General features: G+C 55.2%; 17 protein-coding genes. 12 read left to right on the top strand and 5 right to left on the bottom strand.

All coding sequences use genetic code 11. The annotated features are described in order from the left end of the window. The first annotated feature begins 207 nt into the window (after positions 1–207). Entirely contained in the window at positions 208–2025 is a 1818-nt protein-coding gene (gene malZ / locus F3J29_RS12340) for a maltodextrin glucosidase (protein ID WP_166866401.1), read from the top strand. A gap of 24 nt (positions 2026–2049) precedes the next feature. Here malZ and F3J29_RS12335 read toward each other — a convergent pair whose 3' ends face one another. Continuing rightward, complete coding sequence (locus tag F3J29_RS12335) at positions 2050–2967, bottom strand: LysR family transcriptional regulator (RefSeq protein ID WP_166866399.1); 918 nt, start codon at positions 2965–2967, stop codon at positions 2050–2052. A 164-nt stretch (positions 2968–3131) separates the two neighbouring features. Between F3J29_RS12335 and F3J29_RS12330 the strand changes: the two genes are divergently transcribed. The 3 genes from F3J29_RS12330 to F3J29_RS12320 all read left to right on the top strand — a co-directional run bounded on the left by F3J29_RS12330 (position 3132) and on the right by F3J29_RS12320 (position 6274). Continuing rightward, positions 3132–3773 (top strand): hydrolase, encoded by a 642-nt coding sequence (locus tag F3J29_RS12330; RefSeq protein WP_166866398.1) that lies wholly within the window; start codon positions 3132–3134, stop codon positions 3771–3773. A gap of 66 nt (positions 3774–3839) precedes the next feature. Continuing rightward, the gene (locus tag F3J29_RS12325) at positions 3840–4385 is read left to right on the top strand and encodes an antibiotic biosynthesis monooxygenase (protein ID WP_166866396.1); all 546 of its coding nucleotides are present in this window, start codon (positions 3840–3842) and stop codon (positions 4383–4385) included. Positions 4386–4405: 20 nt separating this feature from the next. Next, positions 4406–6274: an amidohydrolase gene (locus tag F3J29_RS12320; RefSeq protein ID WP_166866394.1), complete on the top strand. Its 1869-nt coding sequence runs from the start codon at positions 4406–4408 to the stop codon at positions 6272–6274. Between the two features lie 48 nt (positions 6275–6322). On the opposite strand, the gene F3J29_RS12315 is transcribed toward F3J29_RS12320, so the two are convergent. Both F3J29_RS12315 and acpH read right to left on the bottom strand, forming a co-directional pair. Beyond that, a complete protein-coding gene (locus tag F3J29_RS12315) occupies positions 6323–6925 on the bottom strand; it encodes a peroxiredoxin C (protein ID WP_008454530.1) in 603 nt (200 codons plus the stop codon). 200 nt (positions 6926–7125) lie between these two features. Beyond that, on the bottom strand, positions 7126–7707 hold the full coding sequence (gene acpH / locus F3J29_RS12310) for an ACP phosphodiesterase (RefSeq protein WP_166866392.1): 582 nt from the start codon (positions 7705–7707) through the stop codon (positions 7126–7128). 114 nt (positions 7708–7821) lie between these two features. Between acpH and queA the strand changes: the two genes are divergently transcribed. The 7 genes from queA to F3J29_RS12275 all read left to right on the top strand — a co-directional run bounded on the left by queA (position 7822) and on the right by F3J29_RS12275 (position 14724). Then, the gene (gene queA / locus F3J29_RS12305) at positions 7822–8892 is read left to right on the top strand and encodes a tRNA preQ1(34) S-adenosylmethionine ribosyltransferase-isomerase QueA (protein WP_166866390.1); all 1071 of its coding nucleotides are present in this window, start codon (positions 7822–7824) and stop codon (positions 8890–8892) included. Between the two features lie 233 nt (positions 8893–9125). Continuing rightward, positions 9126–10253 (top strand): tRNA guanosine(34) transglycosylase Tgt, encoded by a 1128-nt coding sequence (tgt, locus tag F3J29_RS12300; RefSeq protein ID WP_039290735.1) that lies wholly within the window; start codon positions 9126–9128, stop codon positions 10251–10253. A gap of 21 nt (positions 10254–10274) precedes the next feature. Continuing rightward, positions 10275–10607 carry a preprotein translocase subunit YajC gene (yajC, locus tag F3J29_RS12295; RefSeq protein ID WP_166866388.1) on the top strand — a complete coding sequence of 111 codons (333 nt, stop codon included), beginning with the start codon at positions 10275–10277 and terminating at the stop codon, positions 10605–10607. Between the two features lie 27 nt (positions 10608–10634). Then, on the top strand, positions 10635–12482 hold the full coding sequence (gene secD / locus F3J29_RS12290; RefSeq protein ID WP_166866386.1) for a protein translocase subunit SecD: 1848 nt from the start codon (positions 10635–10637) through the stop codon (positions 12480–12482). Positions 12483–12492: 10 nt separating this feature from the next. Next, positions 12493–13464, top strand: a complete 972-nt coding sequence (gene secF / locus F3J29_RS12285; protein ID WP_008454542.1) for a protein translocase subunit SecF — start codon at positions 12493–12495, stop codon at positions 13462–13464. A 132-nt stretch (positions 13465–13596) separates the two neighbouring features. Continuing rightward, positions 13597–13962 (top strand): VOC family protein, encoded by a 366-nt coding sequence (locus F3J29_RS12280; RefSeq protein ID WP_166866384.1) that lies wholly within the window; start codon positions 13597–13599, stop codon positions 13960–13962. A 60-nt stretch (positions 13963–14022) separates the two neighbouring features. After that, positions 14023–14724 carry a helix-turn-helix transcriptional regulator gene (locus F3J29_RS12275; RefSeq protein ID WP_166866382.1) on the top strand — a complete coding sequence of 234 codons (702 nt, stop codon included), beginning with the start codon at positions 14023–14025 and terminating at the stop codon, positions 14722–14724. A gap of 41 nt (positions 14725–14765) precedes the next feature. On the opposite strand, the gene F3J29_RS12270 is transcribed toward F3J29_RS12275, so the two are convergent. Next, positions 14766–15620, bottom strand: coding sequence for a nucleoside-specific channel-forming protein Tsx (locus tag F3J29_RS12270; RefSeq protein WP_166866380.1), 855 nt, complete (start codon positions 15618–15620; stop codon positions 14766–14768). Between the two features lie 361 nt (positions 15621–15981). Then, on the bottom strand, positions 15982–16542 hold the full coding sequence (locus F3J29_RS12265; protein WP_166866378.1) for a SadB/YajI family lipoprotein: 561 nt from the start codon (positions 16540–16542) through the stop codon (positions 15982–15984). 153 nt (positions 16543–16695) lie between these two features. Between F3J29_RS12265 and nrdR the strand changes: the two genes are divergently transcribed. Continuing rightward, positions 16696–17145, top strand: a complete 450-nt coding sequence (nrdR, locus tag F3J29_RS12260) for a transcriptional regulator NrdR (RefSeq protein WP_008454553.1) — start codon at positions 16696–16698, stop codon at positions 17143–17145. Positions 17146–17147 lie beyond the last annotated feature (2 nt).

The following is a 17147-nucleotide window of genomic DNA, read 5'->3' as shown; positions in this document are numbered from 1 at the left end:
CCTCTCTCTGGCCGGGAGAGGGGATAAATAGCGTTCCCCTCATTCGTTTTATCCCCCTCGCCCCTTTGGGGAGAGGGCCGGGGTGAGGGGAATAATTTCTCCCGCCTCCACCCCTCCTGTCCTCCCCCAAATTAACCCGGAATGATGAGTGATAAAGCCTTATGCTGTGGCAAGGTAGCGTCATTTTTAAGCGATGGGAAAGTTACTATGTTGAATGCCTGGCACCTGCCGGTGGCGCCGTTTATCCAGAAGCGGGAACGCAGCCTTGTCATTACCCTGTGGCTGGCGGGGGACGACCTGCCGGAAAAAGTGATTCTGCGCGGCGAAAAAGATAACGAAGAGATTTCTCTGGTCATGGTGCGCCAGAAACAGGCTTCCCTTGAAGGCGTTGTCGCCTGGAAAGCTATCCTCGATACCGCCGAAGGGCAGCCGCGCCGTCGCTATAGCTTCAAGCTTCTCTGGCAGGACAGGCAGCGCTGGTACACGCCTCAGGGCTTCCGGAAAACACCGCCGGCCCGGCTGGAACAGTTCGCCTTTGATACGCCGGATGACGGCCCGGACTGGGTGCAGGATCAGGTGTTTTATCAGATCTTCCCGGATCGTTTTGCTCGAGGATCGAATCGCCATCCGGAACAGGATAACGTTTATTTCCATCATGCGGCCGGGCGGGATATCGTCCGCCGGGAATGGCATGAGCCTTTAACCGGGGAAGCTGGAGGATCGACGTTTTACGGCGGCGATCTCGACGGTATCAGCGAAAACTTGCCTTACCTGAAAAAGCTCGGCGTGACCGCGCTTTATCTGAACCCTATTTTTACCGCGCCCAGCGTGCATAAGTACGACACTCAGGATTACCGGCAGGTGGACGAGCAGTTTGGCGGTAACGCCGCTTTCCTGCGGCTGAGGGAAAATACGCGCCGGCAGGGGATGAAGCTGATGCTGGACGGCGTTTTTAACCACAGCGGCGATACGCACGGCTGGTTTGACAGGCATCAGTACGGTGATAACGGCGCCTGCCATCACCCGCAGTCTCCCTGGCGCGACTGGTACAGCTTTTCTGACGAAGGGCTGGCGCTGGACTGGCTGGGCTATTCCAGTCTGCCTAAGCTGGACTACCGCTCGGCCACGCTGGTGGATGAAATTTATCGGGGCGAGCAAAGCATTGTGCGGCACTGGCTGCGTGAGCCCTGGGGCATCGACGGCTGGCGGCTGGACGTGGTGCATATGCTGGGTGAAGCGGGCGGAGCGAAAAACAATCTGCTGCACGTCAGCGGGATTACCCGGGCAGCAAAAGAAACCCGGCAAAATGCTTACGTTCTGGGCGAGCACTTTGGCGATGCCCGGCAGTGGCTGCAGGCCGATGCCGAAGATGCCGCCATGAACTATCGCGGTTTTACTTTCCCGCTGTGGGGATTTTTGGCAAACACCGATATCTCTTACGAGCCGCAGGATATTGACGCCCAAACCTGTATCGCGTGGATGGAAGAGTACCGCTCGGCGCTTTCCCATCAGCAGCAGCTGCGCATGTTTAACCAGCTCGACAGCCACGATACCGCCCGCTTTAAGTCGATTCTTGGTAAAGATGTTGCCCGCCTGCCGCTGGCCGTCATCTGGCTGTACGCCTGGCCCGGGGTGCCTTGTATTTACTATGGCGATGAGGTGGGGCTGGATGGCAACAACGATCCTTTCTGCCGCAAGCCTTTCCCGTGGAAGAAGCAGGATCAGGATTCAGATCTGCTGGCGCTTTATCAGCGGCTCGGCAAGCTGCGCAAGCAAAGCCGGGCGCTTCGTCACGGTGGTTGCCGGGTCATCTACGCTGAGCAGGACGTCGTCGTGTTCGTGCGTGCTTATCAAAACGAACGTGTTCTGGTGGCCATCAACCGCGGCAATGCAGTTCAGGTCATCCTCCCGTGGGATGCCCTGCTGAGCGGCAGGGTCTGGGCGCAGACCGAAGGTGAAGCGGCACTTGATAACCGCGAGCTGAGCTTGCCTGCCGTCAGTGCTGCGGTCTGGCGTAGTCTTTAGGTCTGCAACCCGGCGGGGAGAGGTTTAGCTCTCCGTCGGGCGCTGATAAAGGGCGTTGACCAAATCCCCTTCAATGATCTTTTCACGCCACCAGCGTGCAGCCAGGCCTTCACCCCGGTTATGCCAGCCGATGTAGGCCACGTCCGTCTGACGGAACGACACAACCGGTTTTTCAATCAATTTGCCGCTGTTCAGGAGTGGCTGAGCAATGTGGCGGGGTAAAAATCCACAGGCCAGGCCCGATACCAGAATCGCGACCTTGCTGGGGAAGTCGTACACCACCACGCGTTCTTGTTCTTCAATATAATTGGTGTTGATTGTCTGGCAGTAACGCGCCGTATCGCCAATGATGGCCGCACGATAGCGGCAGACTTCGTCGCTGGAAAGTATATGTTCCGCTTTTGCCAGCGGGTGTTTGGGGGAGACAACAAACACGTTGTCCAGCGTGCCCAGCATCTTGTAGGCGTACTCGGATGACGTCGGCGGCTCGTTAATGGCGCCGAGAATGATGTTCGCGCCGTTGTGGGTCAGCTCTTCCCAGGCGCCTGCCAGCGTATGGTGGGTAAAATTAAGCGTGGTCTGCTGGTCGAGAGCGTAGAACTCGTCCATCAGCGGCAGCAGCAGGTGGAAGGGAAATGAACCGTCCAGCGCAATGGTAAGCGTTTTTTCCCAGCCGGATGTGGAGCGTAAAGCCTGGCTTTCCAGATCCTTTGCGGCGCTGAGCACCATCCGCCCTTTTTCCAGCACAATCCTGCCGGTATCGGTGAATTTTGCCCGATGGCCAGAGCGATCCAGCAGTTTGATATTGAGATCGTTTTCCAGCTTCTGCACCATATAACTTAGCGCTGCAGGCGTTTTGAACAGCGATTCAGCGGCGGCGGCAAAACTGCCGTGCTTGTCTAAGGCATCAAGAATAAGCAGCACATCTAAATTCACGCGCATAGTAATGGTCCGTTCGGGGCTTTGTCCTTGCAAAAGTCTATCACCAAAAAATTAAATAAGACGTTAGAAAATTCCGGCTATCAACCCTGCGGCAGTATGCAGAAAATAAAGGCGTCATCCAGAGATGGATACCTTAATAACTCATTGATAGCTGAGGGAATAAAATGTCTATTCGTGAACTGATTGACCCAACTAACTCCGCCCTTATTTTTATCGATCACCAGCCGCAAATGGCTTTCGGCGTGGCGAATATCGACCGCCAGACCCTGAAAAATAACGCCGTGGCGCTGGCAAAGGCGGGAAAAATATTTAAGGTGCCGACGATTTATACCTCCGTCGAAACCAAAAGCTTCAGCGGCTATATCTGGCCTGAATTATTAGCCGTTCATCCTGAAATTAAGCCCATTGAGCGTACGTCCATGAATTCCTGGGAGGATAAAGCTTTTGTTGAGGCGGTGAAGGCGACGGGCCGTAAAAAACTGATTATTTCAGCGCTGTGGACCGAAGTGTGCCTGACCTTCCCGGCGCTGATGGCGCTGGAAGAAGGCTTTGAAGTCTATGTGGTGACCGACACGTCCGGCGGGACTTCTGTGGATGCCCACGAGCGCGCCATTGACCGGATGGTGCAGGCTGGTGCCGTGCCGGTGACCTGGCAGCAGGTTCTGCTGGAGTACCAGCGCGACTGGTCACGCAAAGAAACTTACGACGCGGTGATGAACCTGGTTCGTGAGCACAGCGGGGCTTATGGCATGGGCGTCGACTACGCTTATACGATGGTTCACGGCGCCCCGGAACGTAAAGCCTGATGGATCACACTCGGGGCGGGTTCACCGCTCCGTTTTTCCTCCCCATTCTGACTCAGGAATTGCGGCATGGCCGACAACAATACCGTTACGCTGGTGATCACCCACGCAATCCGGCCCGGCGAGGCCGCTCGCTACGAACAATGGCTGGAAAAGATCATGCCGACCGCCGCTCGTTTCCCCGGTCATCTTGGGGTGCATGTGATCCGCCCCACGGCCGGGAACGACACCTATAACGTGGTGATTCGCTTCGACACGCTCGAGCATCTCAATGCCTGGACTGACTCCCCTGAACGCCATCGTCTTGTGGCAGAGATCAAATCCTCCCTTACCGACGATGACAAAGTGCAGGTGCACACCGAAACGGCCTTCTGGTTTACCCCGGAAAGCGCCACGGTGAAACGCCCGCCGCAGTGGAAGCAGTTCCTGATAACCCTGCTGGTTATCTTCCCCAGCACCAACCTTGTGCCGTGGGTGACGGGTATGTTGTTCCCTGGTTTACGCGGCACGCTTCCCGGGCACTTGCTTAACGATGCCTGCGTGGTAGCGCTGGTGGTTTGGCTCTGGATGCCGATGGTGACGAAGCTGTTTGCCGGTTGGCTAAAAAAAGCATGATTTCTCAGGAGTCCCTGATTATGTCTCAACATGCCTCACTGATTTTAACTCATGGCCAGTTTCACACGCTGGATAAAGAGAATCCGCTGGCCGAAGCGGTAGCGATTAAAGACGGTAAAATTCTGGCAGCGGGCAGCACCGCCTATGCGATGAGCTTTGCCGGAGAAGGTAGCCAGGTCGTCGATTTGAAAGGCCACACGGTGATCCCCGGCCTGAACGATTCGCACCTGCACCTGATTCGCGGCGGGCTGAACTACAACCTTGAGCTGCGCTGGGAAGGCGTGCCTTCGCTGGCCGATGCCCTGCGCATGCTAAAAGAACAGGCGCTGCGCACGCCGTCTCCGCAGTGGGTTCGCGTGGTGGGCGGCTGGACAGAGTTCCAGTTTGCCGAACGCCGCATGCCCACCATCGAAGAACTTAACGAGGCCGCGCCCGATACGCCGGTATTCGTTCTGCACCTGTATGACAGAGCCTTGCTCAACCGCGCCGCGCTGAAAGCGGTGGGCTACACCAAAGAGACGCCAAACCCGCCTGGCGGCGAGATTGTCCGTGACGGCAACGGGAATCCAACCGGAATGCTGGTGGCGAAGCCTAACGCGATGATCCTTTATTCCACGCTGGCAAAAGGGCCGAAACTGCCGCTGGAGATGCAGGTGAACTCAACGCGGCAGTTTATGCGCGAGCTGAACCGCCTGGGCGTGACCAGCGCGATTGACGCGGGCGGTGGTTTCCAGAACTACCCTGAGGATTACCAGGTTATCGACGAGCTGCACAGTAAAAAGCAGATGACGGTGCGCATTGCCTATAACCTGTTTACCCAGCGCCCTCAGCATGAGCTGGAAGATTTTGAAAAATGGACCGACATGCTGACGCCGGGGCAAGGCACCGACTTCTACCGCGCCAACGGGGCCGGTGAAATGCTGGTGTTCTCGGCGGCGGACTTTGAAGACTTCCTGCAGCCCCGCCCGGATTTGCCGGACGGCATGGAGCAGGAGCTGGAGCGCGTGGTGCGTCATCTGGTGGAACACCGTTGGCCGTTCCGGCTGCACGCGACCTACAACGAATCCATCAGCCGCATGCTGGACGTGTTCGAAAAGGTTAATCGCGATATCCCGTTCAACGGTCTGCACTGGCTGTTTGACCACGCAGAGACGATTACCGAACGTAACATCGACCGGGTTAAGGCGCTGGGCGGTGGGATTGCGGTTCAGCACCGTATGGCTTTCCAGGGCGAATACTATGCGGAGCGCTATGGGATTGAGGCGGTGAAACAAACGCCGCCGGTGGCGAAAATGCTCGCGGCCGGCGTACCCGTGGGGCTCGGCACCGACGCCACGCGCGTGGCCAGCTACAACCCGTGGACGGCGCTTTACTGGCTGGTGTCCGGGCGCACAGTGGGCGGAATGCAGATGTACGACGAGAATAACCGTATGTCCCGCGACGTCGCCCTTGAGCTATGGACCGCAGGCAGCGCCTGGTTCTCTAACGAGCAGGGCAAGAAAGGGCGGATTCAGGTGGGGCAGCTGGCGGACCTGGTCGTGCTGTCACAGGACTATTTCAGCGTGCCGGAAGAGGCCATTAAGGGCATTGAATCGGTGATGACCGTGGTGGATGGGAAAGTGGTTTATGCCACCGGAGCCTTTACTCCTTTGGCTCCGCCTGCCATTCCCGTTCTGCCGGACTGGTCGCCTGTGGTGACCGTGCCGGGGCATTACCGCTCCGCGCCGCCCGCTGCGGCAAAAGTGGGAATGATGGCATCGGTGCATCAGTGCTGCGGGAGCTGCAACGTCCACGGGCATCAACATGATATGGCGCGTAATTCCTCGATTCCCGTCGGCGATGAGACGGCATTCTGGGGCGTGATGGGCTGTTCCTGCTTCGCCTTCTGACAAAAAAAAGGCCGCAATCGCGGCCTTTTCTTCGAGTGTGCTTAGCGATTACAGCTTAGCAACGTTCTCGCTCAGGTACTTAGCAACGCCGTCCGGAGACGCGTTCATGCCTTCTTTCCCTTTTTCCCACTGAGCCGGGCACACTTCGCCGTGCTCTTCGTGGAACTGCAGCGCGTCAACCATACGCAGCATTTCGTCGATGTTACGACCCAGCGGCAGATCGTTCACAACCTGGTGGCGAACGATACCGGCTTTGTCGATCAGGAAGGAGCCGCGCAGCGCCACGCCCGCTTCCGGGTGTTCGATGCCGTAGGCTTGCTGGATTTCACGTTTGATATCAGCAACCATCGCGTATTTCACTTCGCCGATACCGCCTTTATCAACCGGGGTTTTACGCCATGCGTTGTGGACGAACTCGGAGTCAAAAGATACACCAACGACTTCTACGCCACGTTTCTGGAATTCTTCGTAACGCTTGTCGAACGCGATCAGTTCAGACGGGCAAACGAAGGTGAAGTCCATCGGCCAGAAGAACACAACGGTGGCTTTACCGTTGGTGTGTTTTTTGAAGTTGAAGTTTTCAACGATTTCGCCATTGCCCAGAACGGCAGCAGCGGTAAAGTCAGGGGCTGGACGAGTAACCAGGACCATATGTACTCCTGTTAATTTTGTTAAAGTGAATGTTAACGCAACGGGGGGAGTATAGGGGCTCCATTCCATGTAGCTCAATGGCATCTTGCCAATCAATCAGATAGGTTTTGGCTATCAAAAAGGCGTTTATGTTGATGCCGGTAACCAAGATAGCCCTTTTTTCGAAAAGGGCAAGTTGTTCTAACGTGAACCCGGAACGATCACAAACTTTTTTGTTTCGCCATTGCCATCATGCGCGGGTAGAACTGCCAGAACAAGTCCTCCAGCTGGTCATAATGGGTATCGAGATCGTGCCAGGAATCTCGCAGGGCATCAAGTTTTGGTCTACGGCTCGCTATCCCATTGAGAACGTCAGCAATAAAGTCCATATCCTGATAACGCTCCAGCCAGCGTTCGCGCCATAAATAGTGATTAAGATTAATGAAACGCGGCGGCGTGTCATTAAGCCTGGGCTCAATCTTCCCGCGAGCATAGGCGACAAACTCTTCAAGCCCGATATCCGGGCAGACTTTATGCCAGTGACGCGACAGGAAGTGATCCCACATGACATCCAGGGAAATCGGCGACACTCGCCGCGTCTTCAGGCTGAACCAGCCGCGGGCGAGGGCGACTTCCGGCAGTCCGTCCGTCAGAGCATCGACTCTGCGGTGCATATAAATGCCGGCCACGACCTCGGGCGAAAAGCTGTCATCCGGGCTGCCGCGTACGAAATCCGCCAGCAGATTTCCCAGCAGTGAACTTTGGGCCAGATGCGCCAGATGCAGGTGGGCGAGAAAATTCATCGAATAGTTATTCCATTTATGGCGTTAAAACGGCCCGAGTGGGGTAAACGTGTTGCAGGGAAAGCCCCCTGCCACTAGACTAAGCCGCCTGTTTTTAAGTCTGAGTGCTATACCATGCGCGTTGCTGATTTTTCCTTTGAACTGCCTGAATCCCTGATTGCTCATTATCCGCAAGCCGAGCGCAGCAGCTGCCGCTTGCTGTCACTTGACGGGCCGACGGGCGCACTGACGCATGGCACTTTCACCGATTTGCTCGACAAGCTCAACCCCGGCGACCTGCTGGTGTTTAATAACACCCGCGTTATTCCGGCTCGTCTGTTTGGCCGTAAAGCCAGCGGCGGGAAAATTGAAGTGCTGGTCGAGCGTATGCTGGATGATAAACGCATTCTGGCACATATTCGCGCCTCTAAAGCGCCAAAACCCGGCGCCGAGCTGCTGCTGGGCGATGATGAAAGCGTACACGCCACCATGGTTGCGCGCCACGATGCGCTGTTTGAAGTCGAGTTTAACGACGAACGCGCCGTGCTGGATATTCTGAATAACATCGGCCATATGCCGCTGCCGCCTTACATCGACCGCCCGGATGAAGAAGCGGATCGCGAGCTTTATCAAACGGTTTATAGCCAAAAGCCAGGAGCGGTTGCTGCGCCGACAGCGGGCCTGCACTTTGACGAGCCGCTGCTGGAAAAGCTGCGTAATAAAGGTGTCGATATGGCGTTCGTCACGCTGCACGTTGGGGCGGGGACGTTCCAGCCGGTGCGCGTAGACAGCATCGAAGACCACATCATGCACTCTGAGTATGCCGAAGTGCCTCAGGACGTTGTGGACGCAGTGCTGGCCTGTAAAGCGCGCGGCAACCGCGTTATTGCGGTAGGAACTACGTCGGTTCGTTCTCTGGAAAGCGCCGCTCAGGCCGCGAAAAACGACCTGATCGAGCCGTTCTTCGGCGATACCCAAATCTTTATCTATCCGGGCTATCAGTACAAAGTGATCGACGCGCTGGTGACGAATTTCCACCTGCCGGAGTCTACGCTGATTATGCTGGTCTCCGCGTTTGCCGGTTATAAAAACACAATGCGCGCTTACCACGAGGCGGTGAAAGCGGAATATCGCTTCTTTAGCTACGGCGATGCGATGTTCATTACCTGTAATCCGCAGGCGATAAACGAACGCCCGGGGGCGTGATTGCCCCTCACCCTGGCCCTCTCCCCGCGGGGAGAGGGGAGAGGGGAGAGGGGATAATAAGGGATGTATCCTCTTTGCCCCATAAGAGTATTGGGTAACAGAAAAAGTATTCCCCCTCTCCCTTCCAGGGAGAGGGCCGGGGTGAGGGTAACCCACCCCCGCTTATTCCGCCGTGAGCACCGCCCACGGCGTTAATTGACTCACCAGACTGTTTCTCTGGTGCTGGAGGAAATGTGAAATTTGAATTAGATACCACCGACGGCCGCGCACGACGCGGTCGCCTGGTCTTTGAACGTGGCACTGTTGAAACCCCGGCCTTCATGCCGGTGGGCACTTACGGCACCGTAAAAGGGATGACGCCGGAAGAAGTTGAAGCCACGGGCGCGCAGATTATCCTGGGCAATACCTTCCATTTATGGCTGCGCCCAGGCCAGGAAATCATGAAACTGCACGGCGACCTGCATGATTTTATGCAGTGGAAAGGCCCAATCCTGACGGATTCCGGTGGTTTCCAGGTGTTCAGCCTGGGCGATATCCGCAAGATCACCGAAGCGGGCGTGCACTTCCGCAACCCGATCAACGGCGATCCGATTTTCCTCGATCCTGAAAAATCCATGGAAATTCAGTACGATCTGGGTTCCGACATCGTGATGATCTTCGACGAATGTACGCCGTACCCCGCAGACTGGGATTACGCGAAGCGCTCCATGGAAATGTCCCTGCGCTGGGCGCAGCGTAGCCGCGATCGCTTTGATTCCCTTGGAAATAAAAATGCGCTGTTTGGCATTATCCAGGGCAGCGTTTACGAAGATTTACGAGATATCTCGGTAAAAGGTCTGGTAGAGATTGGCTTTGATGGCTACGCTGTCGGCGGCCTGGCGGTAGGCGAGCCGAAGGAAGACATGCACCGTATTCTGGAGCACGTTTGCCCGCAAATCCCTGCCGACAAACCACGTTACCTGATGGGCGTAGGTAAACCGGAAGACCTGGTTGAAGGGGTACGTCGCGGTATCGATATGTTCGACTGCGTCATGCCAACTCGTAATGCGCGTAACGGTCACCTGTTCGTGACGGACGGCGTAGTGAAAATCCGCAATGCTAAGCATAAAGATGACACCGCCCCGCTCGATGCCGAGTGTGATTGCTATACGTGTCGCAATTATTCACGTGCCTACTTGCATCATCTTGACCGTTGCAACGAAATACTGGGCGCGCGTCTTAATACCATTCATAACCTGCGCTATTACCAGCGTTTAATGGCTGGTTTACGTCAGGCCATTGAAGAGGGTAAATTAGACCACTTCGTGACGGATTTTTACGAGCGGACAGGTAAGCCGGTTCCACCTTTGAACGTTGATTAATTTAATAATGAGGGAATTTTAATGAGCTTTTTCATTTCTGATGCGGTAGCTGCAACAGGTGCTCCATCGCAGGGTAGCCCGTACTCTTTGATTCTTATGCTGGTGGTGTTTGGCCTGATTTTCTATTTTATGATCCTGCGTCCGCAGCAAAAGCGTACCAAAGAGCATAAGAAACTGATGGACTCCATCTCCAAGGGGGATGAAGTGCTGACCAACGGTGGCCTGGTTGGCCGCGTGACCAAAGTAGCTGAAACTGGCTATGTTGCTATCGCGCTGAACGATACCACCGAAGTGGTTATCAAACGTGATTTCGTAGCTGCCGTTCTGCCGAAAGGCACCATGAAGGCGCTGTAATTTTCGTTTTCCCTAAGGGAACTACACGTGTTAAACCGTTATCCTTTGTGGAAGTACATCATGCTGATCGCCGTGCTGGCGATTGGCCTGCTGTATGCGCTTCCCAACCTGTATGGTGAGGATCCGGCAGTTCAGTTAACTGGCGTGCGCGGTGCCGCCGCCAGTGAACAAACGCTGATCCAGGTCGAAAACACCTTAAAACAAGAAAATATCACCGCTAAGTCTGTAGCGCTGGAAGAGGGCGCTATTCTCGCTCGCTTCGACTCTACCGATACCCAGCTCCGCGCGCGTGAAGCGCTGATGAGCGTGATGGGCGACAACTATGTCGTGGCGCTTAACCTTGCTCCTGCTACCCCTCGCTGGATGTCGACTATCGGTGCGAACCCGATGAAGCTCGGCCTTGACCTGCGCGGCGGCGTCCACTTCCTGATGGAAGTCGATATGGACACAGCGCTGGGCAAACTCCAGGAACAAAATATCGATGGCCTGCGCAGCGACCTGCGTGACAAGGGCATTGCTTATACCAACGTGCGTAAAGCCGACAATTACGGCGTAGACATCGTCTTCCGTGACTCGACCGCGCGTGACTCAGCAAGAGATTACCTCTCCTCCCGCCATCGCGATCTGGTGTTCTCCAACCAGGGGAGCAATACGCTGCGTGCCGTGATGAGCGATGCTCGCCTGAGCGAAGCGCGTGAGTACGCTGTCCAGCAGAACATTAATATCCTGCGTAACCGTGTGAACCAGCTTGGCGTTGCCGAACCGCTGGTGCAGCGTCAGGGTGCTGACCGCATCGTGGTTGAGCTGCCGGGTATTCAGGACACCGCGCGCGCCAAAGAAATTCTGGGTGCGACCGCTACGCTGGAATTCCGCCTGGTGAACACCAACGTGGATGCCTCTGCGGCAGCCTCTGGCCGTGTGCCGGGTGACTCCGAAGTGAAGCAGACTCGCGAAGGCCAGCCGGTTGTGCTGTACAAGCGCGTGATTCTGACCGGGGACCACATCACTGACTCCACGTCCAGCATGGATGAATACAACCAGCCACAGGTAAACATTTCCCTGGACAGCGCTGGCGGTAACATCATGTCTAACTTCACTAAAGACAACATCGGCAAGCCGATGGCAACCCTCTTTGTGGAGTACAAGGACAGCGGTAAGAAAGACGCGAATGGCCGTTCCGTTCTGATGAAAGAAGAAGAAGTTATCAACGTGGCGAACATTCAGTCTCGCCTGGGTAACAGCTTCCGTATCACCGGGATCAGCAATCCGAATGAAGCTCGTCAGCTCTCTCTGCTGCTGCGTGCTGGTGCGCTGATTGCGCCGATTCAGATTGTTGAAGAACGTACCATCGGTCCAACGCTGGGTCTGGAAAACATCAAGCAGGGCCTGGAAGCGTGTCTGGCCGGTCTGGTGGTCTCTATCATCTTCATGGTCTTCTTCTATAAGAAGTTTGGCCTGATTGCCACCTCTGCGCTGCTGGCTAACCTGGTGCTGATTGTGGGGATCATGTCCCTGCTGCCTGGGGCGACGCTGACCATGCCGGGTATTGCGGGTGTCGTCTTAACCCTTGCGGTAGCGGTGGATGCCAACGTACTGATTAACGAACGTATCAAAGAAGAACTGCGAAACGGGCGTTCGGTACAGCAGGCAATTGATGAAGGCTACAAAGGCGCGTTCAGCTCCATTTTCGATGCCAACATCACCACGCTTATCAAAGTTATCATCCTGTATGCCGTGGGCACCGGGGCGATCAAAGGGTTTGCTATTACCACCGGTATTGGCGTTGCGACCTCGATGTTTACCGCAATCGTCGGCACCCGTGCCATCGTGAACCTGTTGTACGGCGGCAAACGCATCAACAAGCTGTCTATCTAAGGAGTGCGTTGTGGCACAGGAATATACTGTTGAACAATTGAACCACGGCCGTAAAGTCTATGACTTTATGCGCTGGGACAACTGGGCCTTCGGCATCTCCGGCATCCTGCTGATCCTTTCCGTCGCGATTATCGGCGTGAAAGGCTTCAACTGGGGCCTGGACTTTACCGGCGGTACGGTTATCGAAATCGGGCTGGAAAAACCAGCCGAGCTGGACACCATGCGCGCCGCGCTGCAGAAAGCGGGCTTTGAAGAGCCGCTGGTGCAGAACTTTGGCAGCAGCCGTGACATCATGGTGCGCATGCCGCCTGCTAAAGGCGAAACCGGTGGCCAGGTGCTCGGCAGCAAGGTTGTGAGCGTGATTAACGAAGCGACCAGCCAGAATGCGGCAGTGAAGCGTATTGAATTTGTCGGCCCAAGCGTGGGTGCGGATCTGGCTCAAAACGGTGCGATGGCGCTGCTCGTCGCGCTGCTGTCGATTCTGGTGTACGTTGGGTTCCGCTTCGAGTGGCGTCTGGCTGCTGGTGTGGTTATCAAGCTGGCGCACGACGTGGTGATTACCATGGGCGTGCTGTCGCTGTTCCATATCGAAATTGACCTGACTATCGTCGCGTCGCTGATGTCGGTTATCGGCTACTCGCTGAACGACAGCATCGTGGTTTCGGACCGTATTCGTGAAAACTTCCGCAAGATCCGCCGCGGGACGCCTTACGAGATCTTTAACGTTTCCCTGACCCAGACGCTGCAAAGGACCTTGATCACTTCCGGTACCACCTTAGTGGTTATCCTGATGCTGTATCTGTTCGGTGGGGCGCTGCTGAAAGGCTTCTCCCTGACGATGCTTATCGGTGTCACCATCGGTACCGTGTCTTCTATCTACGTCGCCTCTGCGCTGGCGTTGAAGCTTGGCATGAAGCGCGAGCACATGCTGCAGCAAAAGGTAGAGAAAGAAGGGGCGGATCAGCCGTCCATTCTGCCGTAATAGCGTTAAGCGTTTGATAAAACCGCAGCCTTCGAGCTGCGGTTTTTTTTCGCCCTGTGTTTTTCTCCTGACAGTATGGTGTCAGGAGGGGGGCAGTAGACTCGTGGTTACTGACAACACAGGAGAAAAACAATGAGCACACTCATCAACTGGTTTGAGATCCCCGTTACCGATATGGCGCGAGCGGTCGCTTTTTACCAACGAGTACTGAACGCTGAATTTCGTCGCGAAACGATAGCCGGCGTGGAGAATGCTATATTTTCGTATAACCAACCGGCTACCGGTGGCTCTTTAGTGAAGGGGGAGCGGTTTGTGCCTTCTGAGACAGGCGCGGTGATTTATCTTTATACGCCCGATATCGTTCAGGCATTACAGCAGGTAGAAGCGGTGGGTGGACGTCTTGATTTTGGTCCGCAGGTGCTGCCCTATGATATCGGCACGATTGCGTTAATGATCGACAGCGAAGGCAATCGCGTTGGGTTGCATCAGCCGGTTTAAGCCTCAATACTGACGCTAAAGCCTGCCGTTTGGGCAGGCTTTATTATTCCCGGAACGCCCATGAGCCGAAGAGCCGATCGATTATTTCAGATAGTACAAATCCTGCGCGGCAGGCGCCTGACGACGGCTGCACAGCTTGCCGCACGGCTGGAAGTCTCGGAGCGAACTATCTACCGCGACATTCAGGATCTTTCTCTCTCCGGCGTGCCGATAGAAGGGGAGGCGGGCTGCGGCTATCGCCTGCTGGCCGGGTACGATCTTCCTCCGCTGATGCTGACGACCGGAGAGGTTGAGGCGGTGATGGCGGCGTTAAGAATGGTGCAAACCTGGAGCGGAGAATCGCTGGCGAAATCTGCCGAGTCCGTGCATGAAAAACTGCTCGCGGTGCTTACCCCAGAAAAACGCCGGGTTGCCGAGCGTAGCCGCATTATCTCGCCGAATTTTAATAAGTTCCCGCAGGTGAAAGCCCGGTTCGATTTGTTTCATTCCGCCATCGACAAATGCCAGATTGTTCATCTGCTGTATGAGGATGAAAAAGGGGAATTGACGGAGAGGGATATTCATCCGTTAGGGTTGTCATTTTGGGGTGAGGTCTGGCTGCTGGTGGCCTGGTGCGAGGCACGGAATGATTATCGTAGCTTCAGGCTGGATCGCTGCCGGGATATTCATTTAACCGGGCGGCTGTTTCAGGAGCGCCACGATCGTTCTCTGCAGGCTTTTATTGCGCTTCAGAAGGCTAAAGGCTATCTGCCGGAGAAATAAAAAAACCGGCCAGCGGGCCGGTTTTACGTTTGCAGTGACAGTTAGAAGTTGTAACCGACAACCACGTAGTAGCCGAAGCCGGTAGACTTCACGCGTTCATTCATGAAGAACGGCTGCTCGCCATCTTTCCACTGGCCGCCGTTGTGGAAGTAACGGGCCACGAAGGAGTAGTGCAGGTGATCGTAGTTCAGCGACAGGATGTGGCTTGACGCAACGGAGTTATTGGTACGGTACTGCTCGTTGCCGAGGTCAGAGTCCCAGTCAACGTTGGTGAAACCGATATAGCTCAGCTTACCGCCCCACAGGGAGGTAATCGGCACGAAGTATTTCACCTTGAAGCGGTAGCCATCCCACTCGTTTTCGTTAGACGCACCGTAGTTCTGCCACTGGTACTTGGCATACACGTTCATCGACAGGCTCATCGGCAGGCCGGTATCGATGTCGGTACCCAGACCCATGTACCAGGTGCTCTGGCGGTTAGCCTGGTTACGACCCATGTCGTAAATGTAGTTGTTCGCGAAGTACCACTCTTTGAACGGACCAAAGCTCAGGTCGGTCCCGGTCAGCTTGTCGATGGAGAAGCGCGGTTCGATTTCCATAAACAGTGGGGAGCCGTGGTTCCAGATCCCTTTCGCCTGAGTGTTGCCGCCGAAGAAGACGGGCGCATCCACGTAGCCGTAGAAATCGAACCAGTCTTTTTTGGCGAACGCTTCATATTCCAGGTAGGTATCGTTGCGCAGCTGCGGCCCGAAACGGGTGTGATAGCTGCCGACAACGTTAACGCTCTGGTGCCACCAGTCGGAGAGGTATTCGCTGTTTTTTGCTTCGTCTGCGCTGGCAGAGAAAGAGCTGGAAAGCGCCAGAACGGTGCCGGCTGCCAGAATAATTTTTTTCATATTTTTAGCCACTGTTTACGTAATTTTGGTGCGATGCGGATGTGAGATGTCATCCCTGGCCGCCGGTCTCAGGGAAGGACCTTTGCAGCGCGACTATTATAGAAATCCCTGCTCACAAAAATATGTTCTATTTCACATTCTTCTCATATGCGTAATCGATTGCGTTCACGTTTGCGCACATTAAAAACGGCGTGATTGTACCTGCTTCGTCAAATTACGCAAACGTATGCCAGGTTGTTACATATAAGTGTGATTCAGATCACTGTAGAAGTGTGGGGGTAATAGAGGATTTGCTTCACATATTGTGCGGGGCATGTGAAAGAGTGTGACAGGCTCCCTCGCCGGGCAAGGGAGCGACAAGTTATTGCGCGGGCGCTGGCTGTGCGGCAGAAACTGGCTGAATATCGTGGACGCGCACAAACCCTAATTGAGCGGGCGTGATGCCGGGAAGGCGGAGCGGAATCGACACGTCGCTTGGGGCAAGAATGCTGGCCGGGGCATCTATGGACTGAGTTTGCACGTTAACTTCCTGGAAACTGTCGGTGGTGCCCTGGATCTGCCCCCATTCTACTTTGCCGCTAAATGCCGGCAGCGGATCGTTCGACTCCCCCTGAATCAGCAACGTGGCGCGGGTGCCGTTGGCTTCTGCCGCAACGTTTGTCAGCGACATTTTCAGGTTACCAATCTGGCTATTGAGGCGTGCTGCCGTGTTTGAGCCCGGTAGCAGGTAAACGCCGCTGGTCGACTTCGCGTTCAGGGCATTTTGCTGGGTCAGTTTCACCGTTTGCTGGCTAAGTTTGGTCATTTCCTGATTCAACGAACCAATTTGACTGCGCATCTGACGCACTTCAGTTTGCTGGGCACAAGCGGTCAGGCTCATCAGGCTTGAAACCAGGATGATTCTTAAGTAAGTCTTTGTCATGGTTGGTTTTTCCTTGTTAAAGTTGGCTGATTTAAGCGTAGTTCTTCGCGCTTGAAAAGTCATATTTGACGTTGCAGGGTCGGCGCTGTCTTTGTACTCCCGCAACTTCGCGGTAAACTATTGTTCATCTTTATAATCCCAGCAGGAAACGCTATGCATTGCCCATTCTGTTTCGCCGTGGACACCAAAGTTATCGACTCTCGCCTGGTGGGGGAAGGTTCCTCCGTACGCCGTCGGCGCCAGTGCCTGGTTTGTCACGAACGCTTCACGACTTTTGAGGTTGCGGAGCTGGTGATGCCGAGAGTGGTGAAGAGTAATGAGGTGCGCGAGCCGTTTAACGAAGACAAACTGCGCAGCGGCATCCTGAAAGCGCTGGAAAAGCGTCCGGTCAATTCTGACGACGTGGAAATGGCCATCAGCCATATTAAGTCGCACCTTCGAGCAACCGGCGAACGCGAAATCCCGAGTAAACTCATCGGTAACCTGGTGATGGAGCAGCTCAAAAAGCTGGATAAAGTCGCCTATATTCGCTTTGCTTCGGTCTACCGCAGCTTTGAAGATATCAAAGAATTTGGTGAAGAAATCGCCCGTTTACAGGATTAATG

Source organism: Enterobacter sp. Cy-643, assembly GCF_011752815.1.
Classification (GTDB): Bacteria; Pseudomonadota; Gammaproteobacteria; order Enterobacterales; family Enterobacteriaceae; genus Cedecea.
This window is presented reverse-complemented; position numbering and strand designations above follow the sequence as displayed.